Below are 22,941 nucleotides of genomic sequence, written 5' to 3'. Positions count from 1 at the left end.
TCGCTAGCTACTTAACCATCAATGAGTAAGCATTATACAAACTCATTTGACTGCGGCCTTTATACTCAGTGATAACTCCCTTACCACATACTGTTTTACCAACCAACTTATCAAAACTACCATGCTGCTGGTTGAACTGAGACAAGTCATCTTCCCACGCGATTAGCGTTAATGCTTGCTTCGGATAACGAGCTTCAAGGTTGAGGTAAATACCGCGCTTAAAGCGGGATGTTTGCACAAGCTCACCACATGCAATGACAGTTTCGCCGGTATGAAAAGGCGCATCTTTTGCAGCTATTTGAGTGGTACTATAGGAAAGAGGGCTGAATAGGATTAAGGCGGTAACGAAGATACGACGCGTATTCATATTTGCTTCAATAATTACAAAAACATCAATACAGCATAGTATCCAATATCTTGAGCCCACCTACAATCAACCTGCAAAATACATACCCCAAAAACCATTTGGAAATGTAATTTTAGGTCAATAACTCATTGATAGTTTTTACTATCTTTGTTTACTTCACCCCACTCCTAAGTCAGCTCAATGTCAATAAATGTGAAGCCAATCTACTTTAAGTCCAATTTTCAAGTGTCTTACGATGATTGAGCTACCCGTATCGCTTTAAGGTCGGCCCAAACAAGTTGTAGTGAACTATCAACCCCTCTCCCTTATTGATATTATTAACACCAAAAGATATCCGAAGTAACTATGACTCATGTACACATATACACCAAAGAATTACCCATCCGAACTTAAGTCTACTCAAAACTCTATCACCGCCTACAGAAACCTAGTCGATTGCCGTGATAAAACCCCGACACAAATTGAAAATGAGTCATTCCATGCACTCGATAGTTGTTTTGAAGACATTTTCTTCGTTGAATTAGAAGGAACAAAAAGCTTCTTAAGGAACACTAGTCGTGCACTCGGGGCTATTACCTCCCTTGGTGGCTCTTATGTTTTTGCTCTTCAGCAAAAACATTACTCAGACATTTATGATGCACTCTATCAACCTGGACTCAATGAACTAGAAGATTTACAGAAGCAAACAAACTACATTTTGGATGAAATCGGTAATTTGCTAGCACACTACAGTCACACAATGAAGAAAGCAGAAAAGGTGTTAAAAACTAATTCTAGCTATCAGTTCAAAAATTCATCAAAGCAAGCAACTCCACACTCTCAAGTGCGAAAGTTCAATACAAAATATAATTCTATTTTAACCAATGGTTTTGGTGGCTTAGTTGGTGGAAGCACCGCAATTGGCGCTTGGAGCATCGTATCTATTATAGGTAGCGCGTCCACTGGTACAGCAATTTCCTCTCTTTCAGGAATCGCAGCGACAAACGCCACTCTTGCATGGTTCGGTGGGGGGTCTCTCGCAGCCGGCGGTGCAGGCATGTCCGGTGGCTTCTGGGTACTTGGTGGAATTGTAGCTGCGCCACTAGTGTATTTTTCTACAAAGAGCTCTTATAAAAAGGCGAAACAAATCAAAGCTGAAAAACACAAACTAGTAACAGAGCTTGAGAAATTCAGAAAGCTCAAAGTTGAAGCCACTCACCACCTGAAAGAGGTCAAAGCCCAACTTATAAAGGTGAAAAGTGTTGTTAGCACCACTGTACCTGAAATAGAAAAAGAACTATCTTCGTTCAAGTCTGCTAGTTCATTTACCTATCGAGTTTTCGGTGGACAAATGAATCCGGCACAACTTTCATCAATCAAATCTATCGAGACTTTATGCGTAGAAAGCATGACCGAACTTGGTTTTGCTTGAGTAGACTATGGCACCTAGCCTGTATTTCTCGATACTAGGTGCCTATTGCCAGATTTTTCAGAGTTAATGTTAATGGCTGGCGATTGTCTTTCTTCAATCAACCGAGAAAAATATCGCTGTCGGCCACTTACCACTTCGCAGTTTCCAATCAGCATATAGCAAGTCACGAGCCGAATGCTCTATTGGCTCATGCGGGTCTAGCCCATTCTCGTTAGAATATTTATCAACCCACCAATACCCAAACCCTTGATCCAGCCAAATCTGCACTGTCACGCCATCATCAAAAACTAGCGACATAGTTCTGGCATGAGGTAACGAATACTTGTCTCTTGTCTTAAACGCGATATCTAAACCAGACTGATAAATGGCCTCATCCAAAACTAATTGACGCTCTTCCTCACTTCGCCAGTTATCTTGAATAGTTTTATTTTCGCTTTGATTCTTCCTGTACGGTTCTTTTTCTAGTTCAGCTTCTGTTTTCAGTGCTCCCGTTACTATACGAGCTCGGCATCCTTCGTAATGACCAAGTATGGCACCAACTGCTCGAAGGCATAGGCTCATAGGAAGAGGTGCCACCAGGTATCTATCTTGATATATGATTTCTGTTATCTTGTGCTTCTGCATTCTCTTCATTAGAAGATCAGATGACCTAAGCACGCTTGTCCAGAATAGGGCTCCGAACCGATCTGCTGGTCCATCAAGTTCTTGGTGAATGGAAACACTCCCAACTTTTTCAGGATCCTTTAGGATCTCTAGAACGCATTCCGCTAGTGCAGGCGCCTTTCTAAAGCCCTTTATCAGCTGTGACTCATGCTCATCGACAATACCCCAACACTGAGCTAGATCGTCTTCTACAACTTCAGCGAATATAGTCTGTCCGTCCGGTAATACATTTTTCGTTTGCCTCAAAGCAATGTTTGGGTGACTTGAAAGCCAAGATAAACTAATTTGCTCTGAAATATCTAAGTGGGATAACTCACTCTCTGACAGCACTAGGTTCAGCCTTCGCTCTCTCGCCCAATCATAAATTGAGTTAATCAATGGCCAAGCTTCAAGTTCTGCCAGTGCTTTCTTCGATATATATACATTGAGGACTGGCGTCCTAACATGTGCAATAGCCTGTTCAATGGCAACACCCAGTGGTTTTAATTCCCTCTGGTTGTCACGTTCGAAAAGCTCAAACTTGCTGGGCAGTAACATTCGATTGAAAAAGTCATTATCTAAAAAGCCAATCACAGCCCTTCTATCTAATAGCTCTAGCGCGTGTTGAGTAGAATAATCAACTAAGCAACGGTGACATGCCCTATCACACGAACAACTGACCGCTTTGCGCTTAGATTTCTGCAATAACTCAACGATATACTCAGAGGCCTTGATTGAAAAACCTGCGCCTCCAGCAGCTGAGTCGTAAAGCACAATAGCTTGAGCTTCTTGTTCAGCATAATTAACCGGCTTTGTAGTACAACCAATTTCATCACTGTTAATGCCAAGCTTCTCTGCCAACTCATTTCTAATCAGAACAGAAATGGAACGAGCGATGGTTCTATTGCTCAAGACAGAACCGTCCGCATTAAATAGCAGCAGTTCAAACACGTCAGTATGTGTACTGTGACCCAGTTCGATTGGTCCTTTTATCGCAAAATCTCGCTCATTGCCTCCACAAAAGACTTCACTCTCACGCTCTAACTCACCTTTACCTCCACGAAGGCGCGTATGTCCTTCAAGAACCTTATGAGCCGTTACAGAGTCATCATCAGGCATAGGTTCCATTCGACCACACTCTAAGCAAAGAGCGTACCCACGATTAGATAAGCCGGTACTATGGTAATAGACATGACCGTCATGGCTAGATTTAAACAAAACGCTTGGGTTTACACTCATTTCCACCCAATCTTTTTTCTCAACTGTCACCCACGGATCTTGAAAAGGGATATGGGTCAATTTTGAGATATCGTTATGTGGTTTGTTACGAATATCAATCGCAAAACTACCTGGCTCGATGAAACGATGGTAAGTGTTTGGTTCCAACTCAGAATCACAGCTTTTACAACTGGTTGGCAGTGCTCTGTCAACACCGCTAGAGCCACAATGGTTGCAACGCCATGCCCACAATAAGGATTGGATTTCACTGACTTGATCTGCTGATGCTGGGCTGTGCCAATTGAGAATGACACCACCTGATTGATAAACGCGTCCGTCCAGAACAACCTCCGCTCCCGGTGCGTAATCCCTGATGGCGACAGACAGATCACGCGATGGATAGTCTCTGGCGCTATATAAGTTATCGATACGATGCTCTAGCTGATTATCCTTCGCAGACTTCGCCTGCTTTGCTGCTTGTATTACGTTTTTGCGGCGATTGATCGATTCGATATTGTCATTGTTAAGCGACACAACATCCGTAGGAAAACCATATCCAGGTAAAAAGCCTTTTCGAGCCAGCTCAGAAAGCAAATACTCCCCTTCCAAGCGTTGAATTTGAGTTTCTACAGCAGCTTGAGCAGTGGATAGCCTATTGCTGTCACTCTTTATCTCCTCGCTTTGTTCAATCAACAACTCATGTTCTTTTTTCCAGCGCCCTAGAATGTCTTCAATTTGACTAGCGGCATCTCTCACTAGTTGGTGCTTCGCTGTTTCCTGCAATATTGTGCGCTTAAGAAGTGTTTCTAGGCCTGCGTTAATCTCATTCAAAGCATCCGTTCGACACCAGCTTGCAAACAGCTCTGCGTGGGCTGGACAGCTATCATGGAGAGGAATAAAGAAATTGCCGCAGCTCAAACGCAGCGCATTGTCACTAAGAGGATGCGTCCTCAAAAATACGGAAAGCAATAGCGCATTGATATGACGCTTAACGATATACTCACTCGACAGTGAAACATTGGGAACATGGATAGGAGTATCAAAAGCCCAACGAGTTTGCTCGAATATATGCTCACCATGTGGAGTATTCTTACAGAGCGTCAGTGCTACGGAACGACTTTCTCCACGGCGGCCAGCTCGACCCGCTCGCTGCAGATAGTTTGCAGGGTTTGGCGGCGCATTATTCATGGCGACGACCGAAATACCACCGATGTCTACACCCATCTCCATAGTAGTGGAACAGCTAAGAACATTAATAGCCCCTGCTTTAAACTTGTCCTCGTAATCTCTTAGCAAACTCGCAGGTAACTGTGCAGAGTGCTCCGCAACCCTGAAGTATGGTGTTCGTTCGACAATTCTGTCTGAAATATCAGACCAAGCATTCTCACGACGTAGGAACGTTACCTCTTCGTTTTCTTGCCAACCTCTTACTTGTTCCAAAGTTACCTGAGAGCCATCTTCAACGTTTCGTCCATAGGGGTACGGGTACGATGGCGTAGGTAGAAGGCGGCAAAGCTGGTCTTGGCGAGCTCCCTTAACATTAAGGTAAGGTGACACCTCTTGTAAGGGTGTATCAATGATCTTTTGTGTATGAGGACACTGCCACTTGTCTTTTGTAAGGCTAAAGCTGGCCTGTTTCTCGAGTTCCAGTCGGTAACCATCTCCACTGGCAGAGAGAACGTGACGTTGTAATACTTTCCACGCCTCCTGCAGAATGATATTTATTCTTACCCTATCCTCTTTCTCGTCAAGGTTAAGATTAAACGCAGTAACCAACAACCTTACAAGTCGTGGTTGTACGCTACCACCTTTAACCTGCGGCCAACTTTGAATGTTACGATATTGACTGTCGTCACCCGGCGCTATAATCAACCCAGGAGAGAATTTGGCACCAATCCAACGCTGCTGTTCTTCACTGAGAGAAATCGCTTTGTTAGCTCGCACATGGAAGTTAAGGCAAAGTGTCAGAAATTCGACCCACGATTTTTGAGCTTCATCTACTGACGAGTTTAATTGCCTCCACTCTGGTGGTGCTGTGTTGCCTTTATCTTTTATGGCAGCAAACTCCAATCGAATGAGCCCCAATGTCTCCAAGGTGTTTTGTCGCTTTGGTCGGCTGTTAAACTCTCTTAATAACAGCAATCTCGCAAGCAATAGCGGGTTCTTGACCATACTCATTTGCTCATCAAAGCGCTGATAAGAGTCCTTAATCCAATACTGAAGCTCCTTCTCTTTGGCCAACTCATGCTCAACATCAGACCAAGGAATAGAAACATCACCAGCATTTGCTAGCGACGCAATTTTTTCCTCAATGATTTCAACCATGTCATCATCACCTAACTCTTTGAACGTATCCAATCGAGCTTTATATTTTTCAAGGTCTGCACGTTGTTCAGGGGTCAAAGTACCACTTTTCAGTGTTCTGTCCGCGACTAAATGGAATAGAGCTGCTCGTAAAAACTGTCTTTCCGCATCTTGTTGTGATTTAGCAGCAAAACGAGCTGTGCCTTGCCGACTATCTGTAAAAGTAATCATCCGACGGCCGTTCCACGGACCTTTTAGTTGCTCTTTTTTGCCATCTTGGCAGAACTCTAGCAAGGTAGGGATCACCGTCGATAACATGAATGGCGCACCGTTGCGGAAGTGACGGTAAAATTCAAAGTTTTGGATCTTAGTATGTTGGCAACAAGGGCAGCGCAACCCCAAACCATTGCCGTTGGACTTCTCATAGCCTTCGACTTTATTGACCAAATATGCCTGTTTGAAGCTCGCACTTTTCAAAACTCGATCATTATTCAGCCAGTAAGAACCCGTCTCATCCGATGGTTGCTCCGCTAAAATACACAACCTAGAGTGTACATCACCATCATCAGCGTCAGCATCTTCATACGAATCGATGTCGTCGGACTCAATATCCAAAGAGAAATCGTCCACACTGGATTCTGGTTTGGTCAAACTTAGAACGGTATCACCAGACTCTTTAGCAATACTTTCATCTGCTAATAGAAGACTTGTGCCACAGCCGTTACAACTCGTCATTTCAAACACAGGAGAACCGCACGAACACTTTTCTCTACGTGACATGTACACCATGCCAAAGCGCCACTCTATGCTATCGAGAGGCGTGTTCGTTTTTGCAGAGCAACTCGGATTTGAGCACGCCCAAAGGCCGCCCGAGACTCTATGGAAAAGGTGCATACGAAATGGAATAAAGGCCATTCCGCTGGAATCTTTGGTTGATGCACATATGTCTAACCATTTAAGTGTGATTTCTTCACTCAGCAGCTCATCTGTTGCTGAGAGGAGCTTTCTTATTTGGAGGAGCGACAAGCGGTTGTCATCAGCACTTAAGGTTTGACGAAGAATACGAAGCGGCACAATCGACTCTAGCGCCTTATATCGCTCACTCATGCTGGCAATGGCATTTATTGCTTCCAAATCCATTGCATACGGTAAATCAAGCTCTGAAAGAGACGAGACTTCACGATGGCCTTTCACAAGATAAACTTGAGATATATCCACACCAGCCACATCCGCCAAAAATGCTTTCAGTTCGGTGTCTGAATCCTTACCGCCTATCGTCGCAGAGGTCGCTACAAATCGAACTTGATCTGGAGTGACATCAAAACCATGCATAACTCTTCGGAGCAACAGAGATAGTTCTGCAGCCTGAGAACCTATATATGTGTGAGCTTCATCTAAGACAATCCAACGCAACTTGCCCTTGGATTTAGCTAAGATGGGCTCATCTTTTTGACGAACCAACATGTATTCCAACATCGTCGCGTTGGTAACTAAGATTTGTCCTGGGTCGGAACGTAATGCCTTTCTAGAAAGCTGTTGATTCGGCTGGATACGTTGCTTGGCAGCGGGCACGTTCTCTTTAGTTTCGCCATTGTACAAACAAAACTTTACATCAGCGCCAAGCTCATGTGTCCAAGCTGCAAGTCTATCACGCTGACTGTTAATTAAAGCGTTTAGAGGATACAAGAACAGCGCCTCAACACCGTTTGATTTGCTTTGGCGTCTTACAATGTCGTTAAGAATTGGAACAAGGAAACATTCTGTTTTACCTGAGCCAGTACCGCTACTAACAATCACTGACCGAGGTTCTGATTTAGAGAGATGTTCCCAAGCCTCATATTGATGGGCATAGGGATACCAACTACTATCGAACTTATAGTCATCACGAAGCTCTTTGGGAGGGTTTTCCATCGCACTGACCAGACGGCTCTCCAACAGTCTGCCTGATAAGGCGGTCATGGGTTCGGTGTGTGGTTTCCAACCAAAGGTTGCTTCGAACACAGGATCCCCTAGAAATGCCCCATCGTTACCCGGCGATTGACTAAAGGCATTCCATAGAAACTCTCTGAGTGGTTTAGAGCGAAGTCCAAATTGCCCAAGTGTTGCTCTCGCAGCACGCTTCGTTAGCTGATCAATAATTGATTCAAAATATTCCATTTCGCTGTCTCCAAACTAAACGTTGAGCAAACCAATAATTAATTTCTGTGTCAGATTAAACGCTTCATCGAAGTAGGTTTCATCAAACCTACGATATTCTCGCATCGCATGAACAACCTCAGCGGTCATTCGTAAATCAGCATGTCCAGCCGTCGCCAATGCAAGAAGGACGGGAGCGTTCATTACATTGTTTTTAAATGAGTAATCACCAGTGAGACAAAGTTCTACGATCTGTTTGTGCACTCTTTGCATCACCTGCCCAAACACATCGTTCGCGTTATGGCATGGCCATTCATTTTCACACTTCCGCTGTGCCAATTGACCACGTATGGCTCGAAGTTGAGCGGTATAATCACCGACCTCTATAAAGGACTTCTCTAAATTGAAAGCAATCTTGACGCCCAATAACTGTATGAGCGAAGAAAGGCTAGGAAAGAAAGATTCTAATTCCGATAGCTTTTTCATAATCCTGTCTTGAACCAGCTCTTCCATGCCCTCTCCACCTAGCCTTTCCAGTAAGTACTCATAGTAGGCTCGAACTACTTTAATAGACTGCTGAATATCGAGTGAAGTCCACAACATAGGAAACTGTGTACCCATATGCCATACAGCTTCGATTTCTGACTTGTTAGCCTGCAGTAGCAACGCAAGCATGAATTCAGGTTGCTGAGAGGCTCCGCGCCATAAATCGAAGGTAGTTAAAGGTACTTGATTGAAAGCTAATAATGTTCGAACGTACTTCCACTCAACCGATGAGTAGTCAGCGGCTAACTCTTTTGCTGCATGACTGAAGGCTTTGATGCGATCAATGTTCCGACTAATGCCAGCTGCGGCTTCAAAAGCACCTTTAGGGGCCGGAAGAAGTTGTAGATCTTTCGTCCACATAACAGGTCGAATGCCAAATTTAGGTTCGTTGCAATAAACTAACCAAGCGCCCGGCTCGAGCTCCTCATCAGGCATATGCCAACAATAGCGTCCTGAATCATCTACAGACTCTAGTTTCAGTGGAATAGGCGTCTGGTCTGGCTGCCCTAGAGGAATGGTAAACAAGTCTATAGCTACAATGTTATCTAGGTGTGAGCTCGCCGCTGAGCTCAAAACTACATGGCTATTAGAACGGTCTGGTAAGAGTGAACATTGATACAGTGCGAGATCAACGGAAAAAACCTCGTGGCCATGATGCATGACTTCCATTTTTACTTTTGCATCTAGACTTGTCGAAAGCGCAAATAGAGATTGAATGCTAGAGCGAAATGCGGAGAGTGATAAACCAGCAGACATGTCTTCGACCGAAGAGAGCACCGTTTTATAAAAAGCAGAACGAGCAAAGGCACCTCTAACGTCCTTAGCTTTCAACGAGAACTGAACCTCAATCTCACCATCTAATCCACAACCGTATAACTCATAGCTACTCAAGCTATCAACCAAAATCTCACTGTAGTTGTCAACTCTCTGTTGCTTAGCGTCAAGTAAGCACACTCCCTTACTAGGGAAAGGCAATCTCATTTCTATAGATTTAGGCTTATCTTGCCACCAGATTTCGATATCTATGTATGCTGGCGGGTAAGTGCCATTGGCACTAAGTTCGAGAACTACTGCTTGCTCCGTTGACGACAACTCCATTTTGACATCATCATGGTTGTCTTTTGCCAATGCTACCAAAGGGGGACAACTGGTTGATATGATTACTCTGCCTTGGCTAAGATCCGTAGCAGGAATTAAATCAACTCGAAAATCACTCGGAACACTAGCAATTCGAAAGTGCTTGTTGGTACCTGACTGATTTGTGTATCGAACCTCACTTTTCCCCGATGGTAGTGTACTCAACGAGGACCATTGTTGCTTATTCAGATCGTGCCAATGAACCGAGCTATCCTGTATCGGAGTTCGAACACCTTGCTCATTCAGTTCGATGAGTTTTGGGGTGCCTATGAAGCTTTTTTGTGGCGTTGTTTGAAATGGTAAAACGTCACCTTGCCACACATACTCTTTGGGTTGAACCCTCTCACCTCCAAGTACGATTTGATACTGACCGACATTGTATCGACCAGCCTCTCGAAGCATTGTAAGCTGACGATTATCTTGCAAAGCAGAGCTGGCTATGTCCTCGCATTGCTCTGAAGCCGATTCGACTACATATCCTTGTTGAGTCGCAATGATTGCCTTGCTGGCCTCACAGATGACGTCCCCTGCGCCTGAGAACACCCATTGTTCTTCTTTCTCGATGAATACCCAAGGTTCTTTATCAGATGCCGAGCTACCTCCTATTACAGGAGCAAACCACGTCTCACCTTGATCATCTCTAGCCATCAACTCTATTTCACAGCTAAACCAATCTGCAGGCAGCTGACTTTCAAGGACATCAACTAAGTATCTATCCGGGGTATTTTTGGGGCGAAAGGCCTTCGCCACAAGAAGCGGTTTTTTGCCCACAGCGAAAAGACTGAAACGTTCAGGTAAGCTCGCCATGTTAAATAGCTGCTGAATGTAAAGTGTGTTGACGCGAGAACGCAACGTTAGTTCTAACGAGTAAACGTAGTTTACCTCAACCTCACCTATATCATCGACCGTAAAGGCGTGTCTGTTGTGCTGTGGTTTTAACGAGCGAAGTAATCGAATCGTTTCCGGCATCTTACGCTGAACAACAATCGCTTTACCTAACGCCCTGTCTAACAAACTCTTAGCGACCGTATGCTCTATGTTGAGTGGCAACCTATCTACCCAGTTGGGCTCAACGACGTCAAGATACATTAAGGGATCTTCTTGCTTACCTAGGTCATGCTGATCGGCCAAAGAAAAAATCGCTTCAGCGATCTTACCGACCACTGAGTAAACCGCATCGTTTCTAAATGAAGACGCAATATGATGATCATGAGCTTTTGCTATCGCCAATGAATCAGGCTTTGATAGTGTGAATTTACCAAAGTCTTGAATCACCTGTTCAAAGTAATAGGCGAGTTTACTGCTCGAATCGGTCACCAACTGCAGCGGCAGTCCCCCTTCAACAGCAACTGTTCCCAGAAACATATGACCTTGCGCATTCATTAGAATTGGCCTTCGCCAGTAGCGGCAGCCAGCGGCTACCATACGACTTCTCTGCGCAGGAGAAAGCTCTGACTCATGAATACCTAAAGCACCAAATACAGGCTCCCAACTCCAATGTCCACCTGAAAACTCCCTGCGCCACCACTCAGAGGCAAATAACACAAAGGCCCCCGACCATTCAGAACTGATAGCCGTCGGAACGTAACTGGATATGCTATTGTTTCGTAAACTGTCTGACAGTGATTGTTTCAACAGCTCAAACTCGTTATCGCTGAGCTTATAGCTATAAAGTGGTTGTCCCGTCACTTTGTCTAAATCTCTAAAAGACAAAATTGACTGAATACAGTGTCTGAATGTGTTCATATTGCCCCTACCTAACTGACGTTATTGTTACTTTTCTAATTGACTAAAACAGACCCGTTACTCCGGCAACAAATATCCCAAAAACATTTCAATATGCTTTAAGGTCTGTACCTTAATTTTAAGCGCCGACTCCCCTCGCGTTAGACCTGGCGTGCTGTATGTGTTGCTGTGACGACCTTTATCTTCGGGGTAACGCGTTGTTGGGATCTCTGGTAATGTCACATTACCAAATGGTTCAGGTAGCCAGACATTGGCATACGAGCCATCTTTTGGCGTATCGACCTCAATCACGATGCCGAACTGGCTGGTGATATGCCATGCATTTACCTTTTTAGTGACGCGTGCTGGTTCACCAAATTCAAGTAAAAGTCTGTCTAATAGTTCGTCTCTAATCATTAGCGGTTCATTCTTATTACAATTTTGAGCATTACAATTACTTAGAGCTTAACTCACAAATGCAAGGGTCCACTCTTCATAAGCTTGTGAAATGGGTGATAGTCTCTGGTAATCAATCGACTAAGCCCACCCTGCTCTATTTCAAACGGGACAACCCACAACCGTAGGTCTTTGGTAAACTCAAATGAGAACTCTATCGGCTCTTGGAACCCATCATGTTGTGGGTAAATCAGCACAAGATCACCGGCTCCATCTTGATAATTCTGCCCGTAGGCCAGCATTTGATAGAAGTCAGACTGAGCCAAGCCATAATTGTTAGCTTGGATATCAATCAACTTCCATTTCGTGTCCAGCACCAGTTTTATTTTTTTCGAACTTATACCTTCAGAGTAAGTAATAAGCAGATCAGGTCTTAACTGAAACTGGCGCCGCTTTTGATGTTGAACCAAATACTCACTGGTCGTTTGGGTATGCAGTTTTGCTTCGGGTATGAGTTGCTCGTTTAGCACTGAGGCAACGTAGCTTTCGAACACTGATTCCATCGGAAACAGCAACGATTGTGCGCTCGACATGCCTTTCATACTCAGCGGAGAAAAACCTTCGAGAATCAAACGAGCCCACACCAGAGGTGCTTGGTAATAGCTCATACTTCGGTCCAATTTCACTCGCGCAAAATCTTGTTTCGCGTTAAGACTTGCGGGTACCTCATCGAAAGCAAAGTCGAGTTCTCGCAATAAACGCTGGTTAACATTGGCTCTGGTGTACGAGGCAACCTTTTTTAACGCAGCCCTAATCAGACGGTTCGCCGGTCGATCTTGAAGATACTCGTCATACTCAACAAAGAACTTATGTTTGTTCACCACATTGTGACGAAGCTGCTTAGATACTTTGAGCTTACCCTTTTGAAACGCTAAATTGTCTTCACGGCGCACATAATCACTTCGCAAGCCGCGTTTGACCAGTTGATTTACGCTATCCAAAAACTGCTTAATAAATACTTCAAGGAGCGGCATCTTAAGCGTATCGACGCTGGCGGAATCGGTGGCTAGGTGCCTAAACTCGCCTAGATGTCTGAGCATCATTAACAGTTTGCTTCGTGACTCAGTAACACCCAATTCAAAGTCTTCCGCCGTTTTGGCTATTTTGGGCAACACCTCTATATGCTGGCCATGTGGCGTAAAAATGACACCAACGTAGTTCTTTACTTGCAGCACCTTGTAACCAAAACGGGTTCTCAATTGCAGAAACTGCGATACGTTACTGTCTCTCTGCTCTAGATCGTGCTGGCTGGCACTTTGTTCATTGAAGAAAAGCGACTCAAGGTATTCAAAAGAACGTTCGGAGACATGGCAAAAGCCGTACTGAATCGCAGCGTCTTTGTCACTACAAAGAAAACCAAACTCAAAGACAACAGGATGCCCGCTCGCTACCCCGTTGCCCTTGTGTAATGGACTGTTGTTAGCGCCCATGATTAATCACCCGACGCTTGGCCCAACGAATAGATCCCAATGTAGGCAGAAGGATTATCCCAGACACTGTCGGTTTTATCTTTTAGTGTGAATTTCTGTTGTTCCTCACCGTACTGGTTTAAGCCATGGTTATGGCCAAACAGAGTTCCCAACGCCGCGGTGGTAAGCTTTTGTTCAGAAATAAACTGCAAGCTCTCTAATTGGGAATTCTCGGCTTTCTGGTTGTCCGCTAGCACCAAACGGATCTTGTTCCAATCTTCAAAGAAGTACTCTTCGAGCAAAGGGATGATTTTGTTTTGAAAGACCGACTTCAACACGATAAAGGCCTGAGTATCATCACCTTGCTCAACACATTCCTTGACTGGCATAAAGAAAGCATGCCCCAAGGTGTGTTCATGGTCGTAAAGTACTTCAATACGTTGGTTTAGAGTTTCTAGGAACTGCTCTAAATCTATGCCTTTAACCATAATGCTACTCAAAAGGCTAGGCTTTGGCATCATCTCGACAAACTCGAAACGGCGTCGCAATGCGGTGTCCATCATAGCTAGTGAGCGGTCAGCAGTGTTCATCGTTCCAATAAGGTATAGATTATTTGGCACAGAAAACGTCTCGCCAGAGTGAGGCAGAACGACTTCGATTGATTCAGTCTGCCCTTTTCCAGAGCGCTTGGAGTCTTCTATTAACGTAATCAGTTCACCAAATATCTTTGAAATGTTGCCTCGATTAATTTCGTCGATAACTAAAACAAAGTTCTTGGCATTTTGTGCAGAGGTCGCAGGCTTTTCTGGTAGCTTATATTTGGTGACTAAATATTTGAGTATGGCTTTTACGTATGAAGGGTTATAGAACTCCCTTACATTTGCTCCTCGATAGAGCTTACGAATACTGTCTATAGCAACAGGATAGCCGTTACCCAAATCTTCATGACTTGTCTCATGGGGAAATGCTCTGAAGGTCGTATTGCCGTGATATTGAATATCGAACGCCTTACCTCTTTGCGTTGATAAAGACAGTGAAGAGCCTTCTTCAAGTTCTTCTTTAAGCGCGGCAATTGCAATTTCCAGCGGGTCATTGTCTTGCTCTATCCCTTGTGTCGCCTGCTCGCAAATACTTTTAAAAATGCCCGATTTGACATCATAAGAGACTTGTCCATCTACTGAGTTTGCACTCAACCCTTCTACAAACTCCTCATAGCCATAGCTTTGATGGAACGTGACAAAGCGGATACGCTTAGCATCACACAGTTCTTGGTATTTTTTCTGGAGCGTAGCACGTTGCTCCGCAGTGGCACCGACCTTCTGATCGATATTCAGCTCAAGGTAAAACTCTGGCTCTGCGGCTTTTACTGCTGCTTCAATAGTGTGGTAGGTTTTACCTGTTCCTGGTGGGCCATAAAGGATTTGGTTCAATGGTTCAGAACTTTTGACTGCTGTCATGCTGCTTTCCGATGTATACGAATTATTTGCCTTTTCTTGTATTTCACCATCACCTAGACGGTTTTCTTTAAGATCCTCATAAACTTGCCATGTTGCCATGTTCGCAAGAAAATGGTCATAGTCTTCAGGAAGGTGCGCTCTTAACGCCGTTGTATAAGCTTGATTAAGTTCGAACCAATTGCCTTTAAGTGACAAGCCCAAATCGAAACGCTTGTTAAGGTAAGTCAATGCCCTAATTAAATAGCGGTCATCTACTGTTGAAATGCATATGCGAGGAGCTATTGCAGAAAAGGCTCTGTTAAGCAGCGCTTTATAGTTTTTATTGAGTAACTGTTTAGATTTGTATTCGAGCATTAGCCGCTGAGCTTCTGAGTACATCTCTGCTGATGGTTCAGCCTTTATACGCAGCGTTAACTCCCGCAGCGATGACTTCGCTCTCTCAAATTCTTCTTGAGACGGGGCCCCTTGCATTAGACTTGAAACATAGTTATCACGCTGATACCAAATCAACGCTAACGTTTCATCTGTAATGTCGGGATCATTTTGAATAGTTTCACAAGTACGCGTGTAACCAGTGTGCCACTTTGCAGTGGCATCTTTATACTGGTTGAAAAACTGCGCTAAGCTGGTTTCACCTGAATATTGATTTGACGTTTCCATTGTTACACTCATAAAAAAGCACGCTGCTGTGCGTGCTAATAAATTTATAAATTAATTATTTTCAGCAGCCTTTTTCGCTGCACGCTTTTTCGCGTTCTCTGCTTTTTTAGCGGCTTTAGCGAGCGCTTCGGCCTCTTTGCGGGCTTCTGCGATGCGCTCTAAAAGCTTGTCTGCGGGCTCATCGTTTGGATCTTGTGGAACCAGTTCACCACGGAAGGCTTTTGCTAAAATGCTTTGGGTTAGATTATCTACCCTCACTTGTGCTTTTTTCACTTGTGCTTCGATGGTGTTAGCGAGATCAAATAGGTTCCTAGCTTTAGATGCAATCAAGTTTTGTGTTTCCATACTTGGTATAGACAATTTACAAGACATAATGTGCTTTGAACCGACATTGCCTTGATTAACACCACCTGTCTCTCCTGCAAAAAACTGGTTTCTAAACAATTCCGAACGAAGGTACAAGTGCAAGTACTCAGGGATTACCTTTTTACGCTCAGGAAGAATCCGACCAACTCGCTGATTAATTAACACCGGTAAGTCCCTTTCAACTAAACATGCAAAACCATAATCTCTTTTGAACTTAGTCCCCGTCATGGAAAGTAAAATATCACCAACGCTTGGCTTAAATTTAAGGTATTCCTGTGCTTGCTTAGAATTCAAATAAGCAGGTGCTGTATCTAACTTTAAATAGTCATCTTTAACGTTACCAAGCTTGATTACTTGAAAATCGCCTTCATCACTAAACCACCCACTCTTAAAAGCATAGCCATTTTGAAATGTCGCAACATCGGATAGTTCGCCTTCTAACCATATGCTAGAGCTAGTCTCCGTCAACTTACCCGACACCGCAGCAGCAAGTACCGATTGGCGGAAGCGTTTTAGCAAATCAGGGATGCCGTCTAGGCGGGCTTTGATGGTGTCGACCTGTGCCAATACCTCGTCGAGTTTTTCGACGATGCGTTTTTGTTCGGTAAGTGGTGCTATATGCACTGGCAGTTTTTTCAACGTCGCAGCTTTTATTCCCTTAACAGTTGAACCAGTAGAGTTCAATCCAAGCTTTTGGTTAAACAAAGGTGAACGAAGATAGTAGTAAACAAAACGTTCTACTTCATTTTTGTAAAACTGAAAACAAATCGCTCTTTGTGCCAAAGCAAATTTTTCTTTTATATCAATCTGAGCAACGTTACCTAGAGGAGCTTCTGTAGTTAACAAAACATCCCCTACTATAGGTATACCTCTAGTCATCCAGCCATCGTAGTCAGCTTCAGCAATAAACTCCCTCGGTTCGCGATTGATAAAACCATCTTTAATGTTCTTAGCCGTGATTAAGGGGATACCTTCCTCAGTTTTTTTTGGAGTACGTCCTCGATAATCAATAAACTTAGCTAAGTCAATTAGTGACGACTCAACCCACCCCTTCGGCAACTTACTCATTACTCTGCCTCCGGCTTTTCTGCCAAGCCAAAGGCTTCTTCAAGCAATTGTTTTTGTGACTCAGCTTCATCGTTCGCACCAAGTGCTTGCATCAGTTGGTAGATCTCAGACATGGCTTCAGTGAGTTCTGCCATTGCTTCTCCGGCAAGCACTTCTGGCTCTGGTAGGTTTTCCGCACTCGTGGCTTCGAGATCTTTAAGCCATGAGATATCTAAGCTATCGCCTTTTTGGTCGCGAATATATTCACGGCTGAACTTGCGGAAACGTGCATTTTCGATGGTTTGCTCTACTGAAGATTCGCCTTCTGCAAACACGTTACCTAACGTTTCGTATACACCTTCAACACGATCAGATTGACCATTCGCATCGCTACCGTATGCGTCTACAAATACATCGAAGTGTTTGTCTGTTAGTGGGCGGCGTTTACCAAAGGTGTTCATATTGGTTCGCATATCAAATACCCAAGTCTCCTTGGTGCAACCTTTGTCCTGAGCTGGATTCTCTGGCGTGCCTTTTTGGAAAAACAGCACATTAGTCTTCACCCCTTGCGCGTAGAAGATGCCCGTTGGCAAGCGTAGGATGGTGTGCAGGTTACATTTGTCCATTAAGTCTCGACGGATTTCTGTACCTTTACCGCCTTCAAACAAGACGTTATCTGGGATAACAACCGCAGCACGGCCACCTGGCTCTAGCGCATCGTAGATATGCTGCATAAAACAAAGCTGTTTGTTACCCGTTGGGTGAACAAAGGTGCGAGTAATGTTGGTGCTTGCGGCACTACCGAATGGAGGGTTAGTCAAAATCACGTTGGCTTTTGGCAAGCTTTCACCCGCACTACCTAGTGTATTACCAAGGCGAATAGCCCCTTCATCTTCATCGCCCTCGATGTCATGTAGCAAGCAGTTCATCAGTGCAAGACGACGGGTCTCTGGCACCAGTTCCAAACCCACAAAGGCTTTGGTCATTTGGAACTCTTGGTCATCATCATCGAGGTCATCAAGATCGTTGGTTTGCGCTTTGATGTATTTATCAGCTTCAATCAAAAAGCCTGCTGTGCCTGCTGCTGGATCTTGAATGATTTCACGCGGCTGCGGCTGCATAAGTTTAACGATGGTGCTGATAAGCGAACGCGGCGTAAAGTACTGACCAGCTCCTGATTTGGTCTCGTTCGCGTTCTTTTGTAGTAGGCCTTCGTACATGTCACCAAAATCATCACGGCTCTTGCCCTTATCACCTTCAAACCATTCAAGGCTGTCCATGTTGTCCACTAGCTCGGTAAGCTGCGCTGGCTGCGTGATAGTGGTGTTGACGTTTTGGAAAATCGCTCGAACAATCGCGTGATCATCGGCGCCCAACTGTACCAACATATTGCGGTAGAACTGGTGTTGGTCTTGGCCGATTTTTGCTTTCAAATCCGCCCAGCGGTACCCCTCTGGTAACAGGTCATCTTCCTGACCCGTTTCTTCACACATTTTAAGAAACAGCAGTGAGGCCAGTTCGTTAACGTAGTTTTGGTATGACACCCCACCATCACGTAGGTTGTCACAGAGTTTCCAGAGTTTGGCGACGAGATCGTTGTTGTTCATGGTTTATCTCTTTATTGTTTGAGGGTATTCCCTCTAGCTTTCCCCTAACAATGGGTATAGCTATTAAGTTTCTATGGCCTTGCTTGTACAGAAAAAGACCATCAAAGTATCCATCAATTATATGGATTTAAGCAGGCTCATCCTACATATATTCCGTCTAGTTTGAAGAGTATGGTGCCTAATTCAACACTGAAACCGAAACATGGTACGCCTGAAGGCTTGAACATGCATTTTCCGCAGAAGAATTGTGCTTACAAGGCGACATAAGTCACCCTGCCCTTATTCGGTTCCCGTTATCCCAATCAAACCAGTGTATCCTAAAAACTGAAACTGAACGCAAACCTACCGTTTGATGAACTCTCCTCATTCAAACTAAATAGCGACCGCTTAACGTCTAAAGTCCAAGTTGCTTTGCAAGTTTTGTTTCTGCAAGCTGCCTTAAAGTAGTCTTTCGTTGTTTGCTCAACACTACTTTCGTGAGCTGGCTGGCTACAAACCGGACACTGCTTTAAGTACATCGATATATGACTTTTAGTGACAATTGCGTTGTACAGCTCTGTATTAGCATGTTCCTTCGCTATTTTGAGTTCTTCATCTGACAAACTGAAGTCAAATTTCTCTTGATATAGCTTGTCTATCGCGGTGGGCAGCTTGACCTTAAACCCAGTCAAATACTCACGAATGATAGTTTTCAAAATCTGCTGTTGCAGTTTACCAGCTAAGATTTCTTTTCCGTCAAGGGCAATCGGTGAGATTTCGATAATGTGGTCACTTGAACTCAACGTATTATTTTCGGGACATACTAGAAACACTCCAGGTGCTAACTCTCTTTCTGAAATTTCTTCAACCAATGGTTCAGAAATAGCAACTATTCGAGCTACTACATCTTCTTTTTTTACTACTAACCACTCACCTTTACCTGAGTGTTTGACCTCTAGTTCAAACGTATTGTTGTGTGTTAATTTATAGCCATCCTTTGCTTCGGATAAAGACCAGCCTAAATTAAAGAACACTTGCCTCAACACTTGGTCAAAGTATCTTTGAAATTGGATGAAGTTATGCTGTTTTTGTTCAAGAGCCTGTTTTGGTGATAACTTATCAATATTCGAGTTTGCAAGCCAAAGTCGCCAAAGCTTAGCAACTCTTCGATAGTTTTTGTCGTGAACCAGAATATTGGTTTGTTTCAGCTCCATACCCACCTTAGCTGCACGTGGAATCGACTGATACAGTTTGTCTGATCGTAACTGGGATAGCTTTCGAATACTGGCCTTGATTTTCTCTAGACTTGATTCAGTTTGATCCTGCAGTTGCTCCATCGAGTCGGTACTGTTTTCATATGCCCTGCCCCAGTCCTCAGTTAATTGAGTGATATAACGATGATCTTTGTTGCTGCTGTCCAGGGTTCCAAATTTCCCAATGAAAGTAACAATCTCCTCAAGACGTATTTTGTATAACGTCAAATAATTGAATAAATTATCAATTAACCGTACGTAAACGATGTTCTCATAAATACCGATCTCGTCCTCACTAACTTTTGCCATTAGTTTTTTAGGAACAATGCCAACAATCGTCCTTTGCTGCCAGCACTCGGAATGTGCAACTAAGTGAGCTTGATAGTTATTCGCATACCGCTTTACTCTACTCGTAGGCAACAGTTCTGTGTCGTAACGCATGCTCATTCTTGGCGAGCTATTTATCTGAAATAACACGCCATTATCGAAAGCATCGTCTATTCCGATATCCAGCTCATTGGGTGTTATGTTTTTGCTAATTTCTGGTGGTAGGAAATGGCTAAACTTATCTAGGTCAGTTGTATCAAATTTATCATTGATTTGATGGATAGCATCGTAAATCACTCTAAGTTGTTGCTCGCTCTTTAGAATATCTTCATTAGTAAACAGATCCTCCGAAGGCTGAGCAAAAACGAAATCTGTCGAGAGTCCCTCTGGGATAATAGGCTCTAATATCAGTGATTCTTCAAAGCACCCCTTACGTTTTTGAACAGTCAGGGCATAACGCCCTGATTGTAGGCGAGATAGTTCGTTGGGATTAACATTTTCAGAAGTTACCCTGTCTATTAACATTGTTAATAAACCCCTTCTTCTTTACGAGTAATTTCGCTCTCAATGATATTAATCGCTCTCGTACAAGGGCTATTAAAGGCCTTAAACAAGACACCTAGAGCACTTTTTAGGTCTTTAAGTTTCTCCACTGAAATATCATAACGTCCAAGTACTTTGCCTTTACGAAGCACTCTCGTAATCAGCAGGTGCTCAAGTGCATCGGCTTCATGACCACCACACTCTTTGTAAACGGATACGAATTTCAGTGCCTGAGCTTCCAAACGATTACCCCAACCGATATCAAACTGACGTTCAAGGATTGCTGTAAAATCAGATTTAGTGAGCTTTTTAAGCATGTCTAAGACCAGTTTTCGATGGGTCTTTTGTGCCTTCACAAACAACTCATCAACTGAATCAAAATCTATGACGGTGTTCTTGATAGACTTGGCAACCCAACCTTCAGGCTTAACTTGCTTCTCCAAATCTAATGTGAACGCTCGGTCATGCGTTTTATCCGCAAATTCGAATGTCGTTTCATCATGGTTCGCTGTCCCCATAAACCAAGTATTGGTTTTAAGTAATAGCTTTCTCTCTTCTACAAAGTGCTTCGGCGGATTTGCGACAGAAGAGTCCATTAACACCACTTTACGTTTCTGTTCATTTTGCTCCATTGCCGACAAAAACTCTGCGAAGTATTGTTCTGGACGAGATAGGTTCATCTCATCCAAAAGGATGATATTGAATCTATTTTCGTAAGATGGAGTATGTGCTTTATATAGGCCTTGCAGACACTCTTTTTCATAGTAGCGTTTTTCAAACGCATTGTAGTGACCGATTAAATCGTCTCTATCCCGCCAACCAGCTTGGACTGGTACCGTCGTCACTTCACCGCCTACCGCAGCGGCAAACGCGTTTACCAAACTCGTTTTACCTGTTCCTGAGATCCCTTGGAAAACGTGCAAAGGGCTGAGAGCTAAACCAGCCATGAACTTTCTGAGCAAGTCTAAATCGTAATACAGCTCTACATCCGTAGATATAGCGATTCTATGTTGCAACTCTTCTGTAAATTCTTTCAATGAATTAACGGGTTGTGCTGGAACCGGCTCACGATATTTTCGGTCCATTAGTGTCAGTTCTTTAAAAACTTCTTGAGACTGCTGCTTTTCGATTAAGTCATCTAATTGAGACTTAACCGCTTCGATACTGTGAGTTAATGCTGCATTGCTAAGTTCAAGAAGATCCTTTTGCTTCTGCAGCTCTAACTTTTCTCTCATGCTGAGCTTATACTTACCTTCTCGTAGCTTAACCTCTTCATGTTCTTGTTTTAGATCTCTTAGCTCTTCTTCTAAATCATCCACTCGATCTTTGTAGAAATCTAATTCTTCTTCCAAATCGTCTTCACTGCGACCTTTTAATTTAATGCGTGCATCTCGTAGGTCTTTTTCAAGCTCATCAATTCGTTGTAAAACTGCCGCAGGAGAGCCAAGTTCTTTGATTTTAGCTTCTCTTTCCAACTCTTTGTAACCACGTATACGTTCAGTCAGAGTTATAATTTCTTGTTGATCACGTTTACGATAATCTTCTAACAGCTTCAATTGATTTTCTAAATTTACTTTTTCCGTCTGAAACTCTCTTTGACACTCTTCTAAGGCTTGTTTTTTCAATACAGCATGCGCACCAAGCTTTTTCTTAAGCTGCTCATTTAGTAACTTGTTTTCTTCGATTTTTTTGTCAAGCTCGATCTGGCGCTCATCTAACTGCTGCTGCTCAACCAACAGCTTGTTCTTCAATGCTTCAAATCGGATATTTTCTTGCTCTTTTACTCGTTGGTTACTTTGAGCTTGTTGCTCAAGGATTTTGATTTCATTTGTTCTTCGTTGCTCATCAAGGTGCGCAATCTTTTGCTCAATTTTTTGATACTCTTTTTTTAAAGATTCAAGAGACTGTTGACGTTCCAGAACAAAACCTGCGTTTGCGTTAGCTTCCTTTTCTAATAACGACTTCTCTTTAATTGAAAGCTCAGATGTTTTCGCTAGCAGCTCTTTCTCTTTTACTCCAATAGACGCCTCTTTTCCTTCTATCGATTGGAGTTTAACTTTAGCTTCTTCGTGATCTTTGGCTGATTGCTCTAAATTGAAATCAATTTCGACTTGAGCGTCTTCTTGTTCTTTCTTTCTAGTCTCATTTTCGGAAATTAAATGTTCGAGCTGGTTTGTTAGAGCTACTAGAGCCTGTTTTTCGTCTTCATTAAGCTTACTCAGTAGTTGCTCATCCGAAGGGACACCTGCTTTTTTGAGTAGACCACCAAGAAACCCGTTTGAAACTGAGGATTTTGATCTTTCGGTAGGAATATTTGTTGCAACTTTTCTATTTTTACCTTTAGCCATTTT

At 43.5% G+C, this 22,941-nt stretch carries 11 protein-coding genes; 1 reads left to right on the top strand and 10 read right to left on the bottom strand.

Annotation, left to right across the window (positions count from 1 at the left end):
- Positions 1–7 precede the first annotated feature (7 nt).
- Positions 8–367: a hypothetical protein gene (locus AAA946_RS17995; RefSeq protein WP_338166158.1), complete on the bottom strand. Its 360-nt coding sequence runs from the start codon at positions 365–367 to the stop codon at positions 8–10.
- 352 nt (positions 368–719) lie between these two features.
- On the opposite strand from AAA946_RS17995, the gene AAA946_RS17990 reads away from it, so the two are divergent.
- Positions 720–1,778 carry a hypothetical protein gene (locus AAA946_RS17990; RefSeq protein ID WP_338166157.1) on the top strand — a complete coding sequence of 353 codons (1,059 nt, stop codon included), beginning with the start codon at positions 720–722 and terminating at the stop codon, positions 1,776–1,778.
- A 93-nt stretch (positions 1,779–1,871) separates the two neighbouring features.
- Here AAA946_RS17990 and AAA946_RS17985 read toward each other — a convergent pair whose 3' ends face one another.
- The 9 genes from AAA946_RS17985 to AAA946_RS17945 form a co-directional block, all read right to left on the bottom strand.
- Entirely contained in the window at positions 1,872–8,099 is a 6,228-nt protein-coding gene (locus tag AAA946_RS17985; RefSeq protein ID WP_338166156.1) for a DEAD/DEAH box helicase, read from the bottom strand.
- A 15-nt stretch (positions 8,100–8,114) separates the two neighbouring features.
- Entirely contained in the window at positions 8,115–11,507 is a 3,393-nt protein-coding gene (locus AAA946_RS17980) for an STY4851/ECs_5259 family protein (protein WP_338166155.1), read from the bottom strand.
- Positions 11,508–11,564: 57 nt separating this feature from the next.
- On the bottom strand, positions 11,565–11,903 hold the full coding sequence (locus AAA946_RS17975) for a hypothetical protein (RefSeq protein WP_338166154.1): 339 nt from the start codon (positions 11,901–11,903) through the stop codon (positions 11,565–11,567).
- A gap of 53 nt (positions 11,904–11,956) precedes the next feature.
- Positions 11,957–13,372 (bottom strand): McrC family protein, encoded by a 1,416-nt coding sequence (locus AAA946_RS17970; protein ID WP_338166153.1) that lies wholly within the window; start codon positions 13,370–13,372, stop codon positions 11,957–11,959.
- A 2-nt stretch (positions 13,373–13,374) separates the two neighbouring features.
- Complete coding sequence (locus AAA946_RS17965; RefSeq protein ID WP_338166152.1) at positions 13,375–15,468, bottom strand: McrB family protein; 2,094 nt, start codon at positions 15,466–15,468, stop codon at positions 13,375–13,377.
- 51 nt (positions 15,469–15,519) lie between these two features.
- A complete protein-coding gene (locus tag AAA946_RS17960) occupies positions 15,520–16,902 on the bottom strand; it encodes a restriction endonuclease subunit S (RefSeq protein WP_338166151.1) in 1,383 nt (460 codons plus the stop codon).
- Complete coding sequence (locus tag AAA946_RS17955; protein ID WP_338166150.1) at positions 16,902–18,488, bottom strand: N-6 DNA methylase; 1,587 nt, start codon at positions 18,486–18,488, stop codon at positions 16,902–16,904. Before AAA946_RS17955 ends, AAA946_RS17960 begins: the two co-directional genes overlap by 1 nt.
- Before the next feature lie 317 nt (positions 18,489–18,805).
- On the bottom strand, positions 18,806–20,572 hold the full coding sequence (locus AAA946_RS17950; RefSeq protein ID WP_338166149.1) for a hypothetical protein: 1,767 nt from the start codon (positions 20,570–20,572) through the stop codon (positions 18,806–18,808).
- Positions 20,573–20,574: 2 nt separating this feature from the next.
- Positions 20,575–22,938, bottom strand: a complete 2,364-nt coding sequence (locus AAA946_RS17945; protein ID WP_338166148.1) for an AAA family ATPase — start codon at positions 22,936–22,938, stop codon at positions 20,575–20,577.
- Positions 22,939–22,941 lie beyond the last annotated feature (3 nt).

Origin of the sequence: Vibrio sp. 10N, assembly GCF_036245475.1 — a bacterium.
Taxonomy (GTDB): Bacteria; Pseudomonadota; Gammaproteobacteria; order Enterobacterales; family Vibrionaceae; genus Vibrio.
This window is presented reverse-complemented; position numbering and strand designations above follow the sequence as displayed.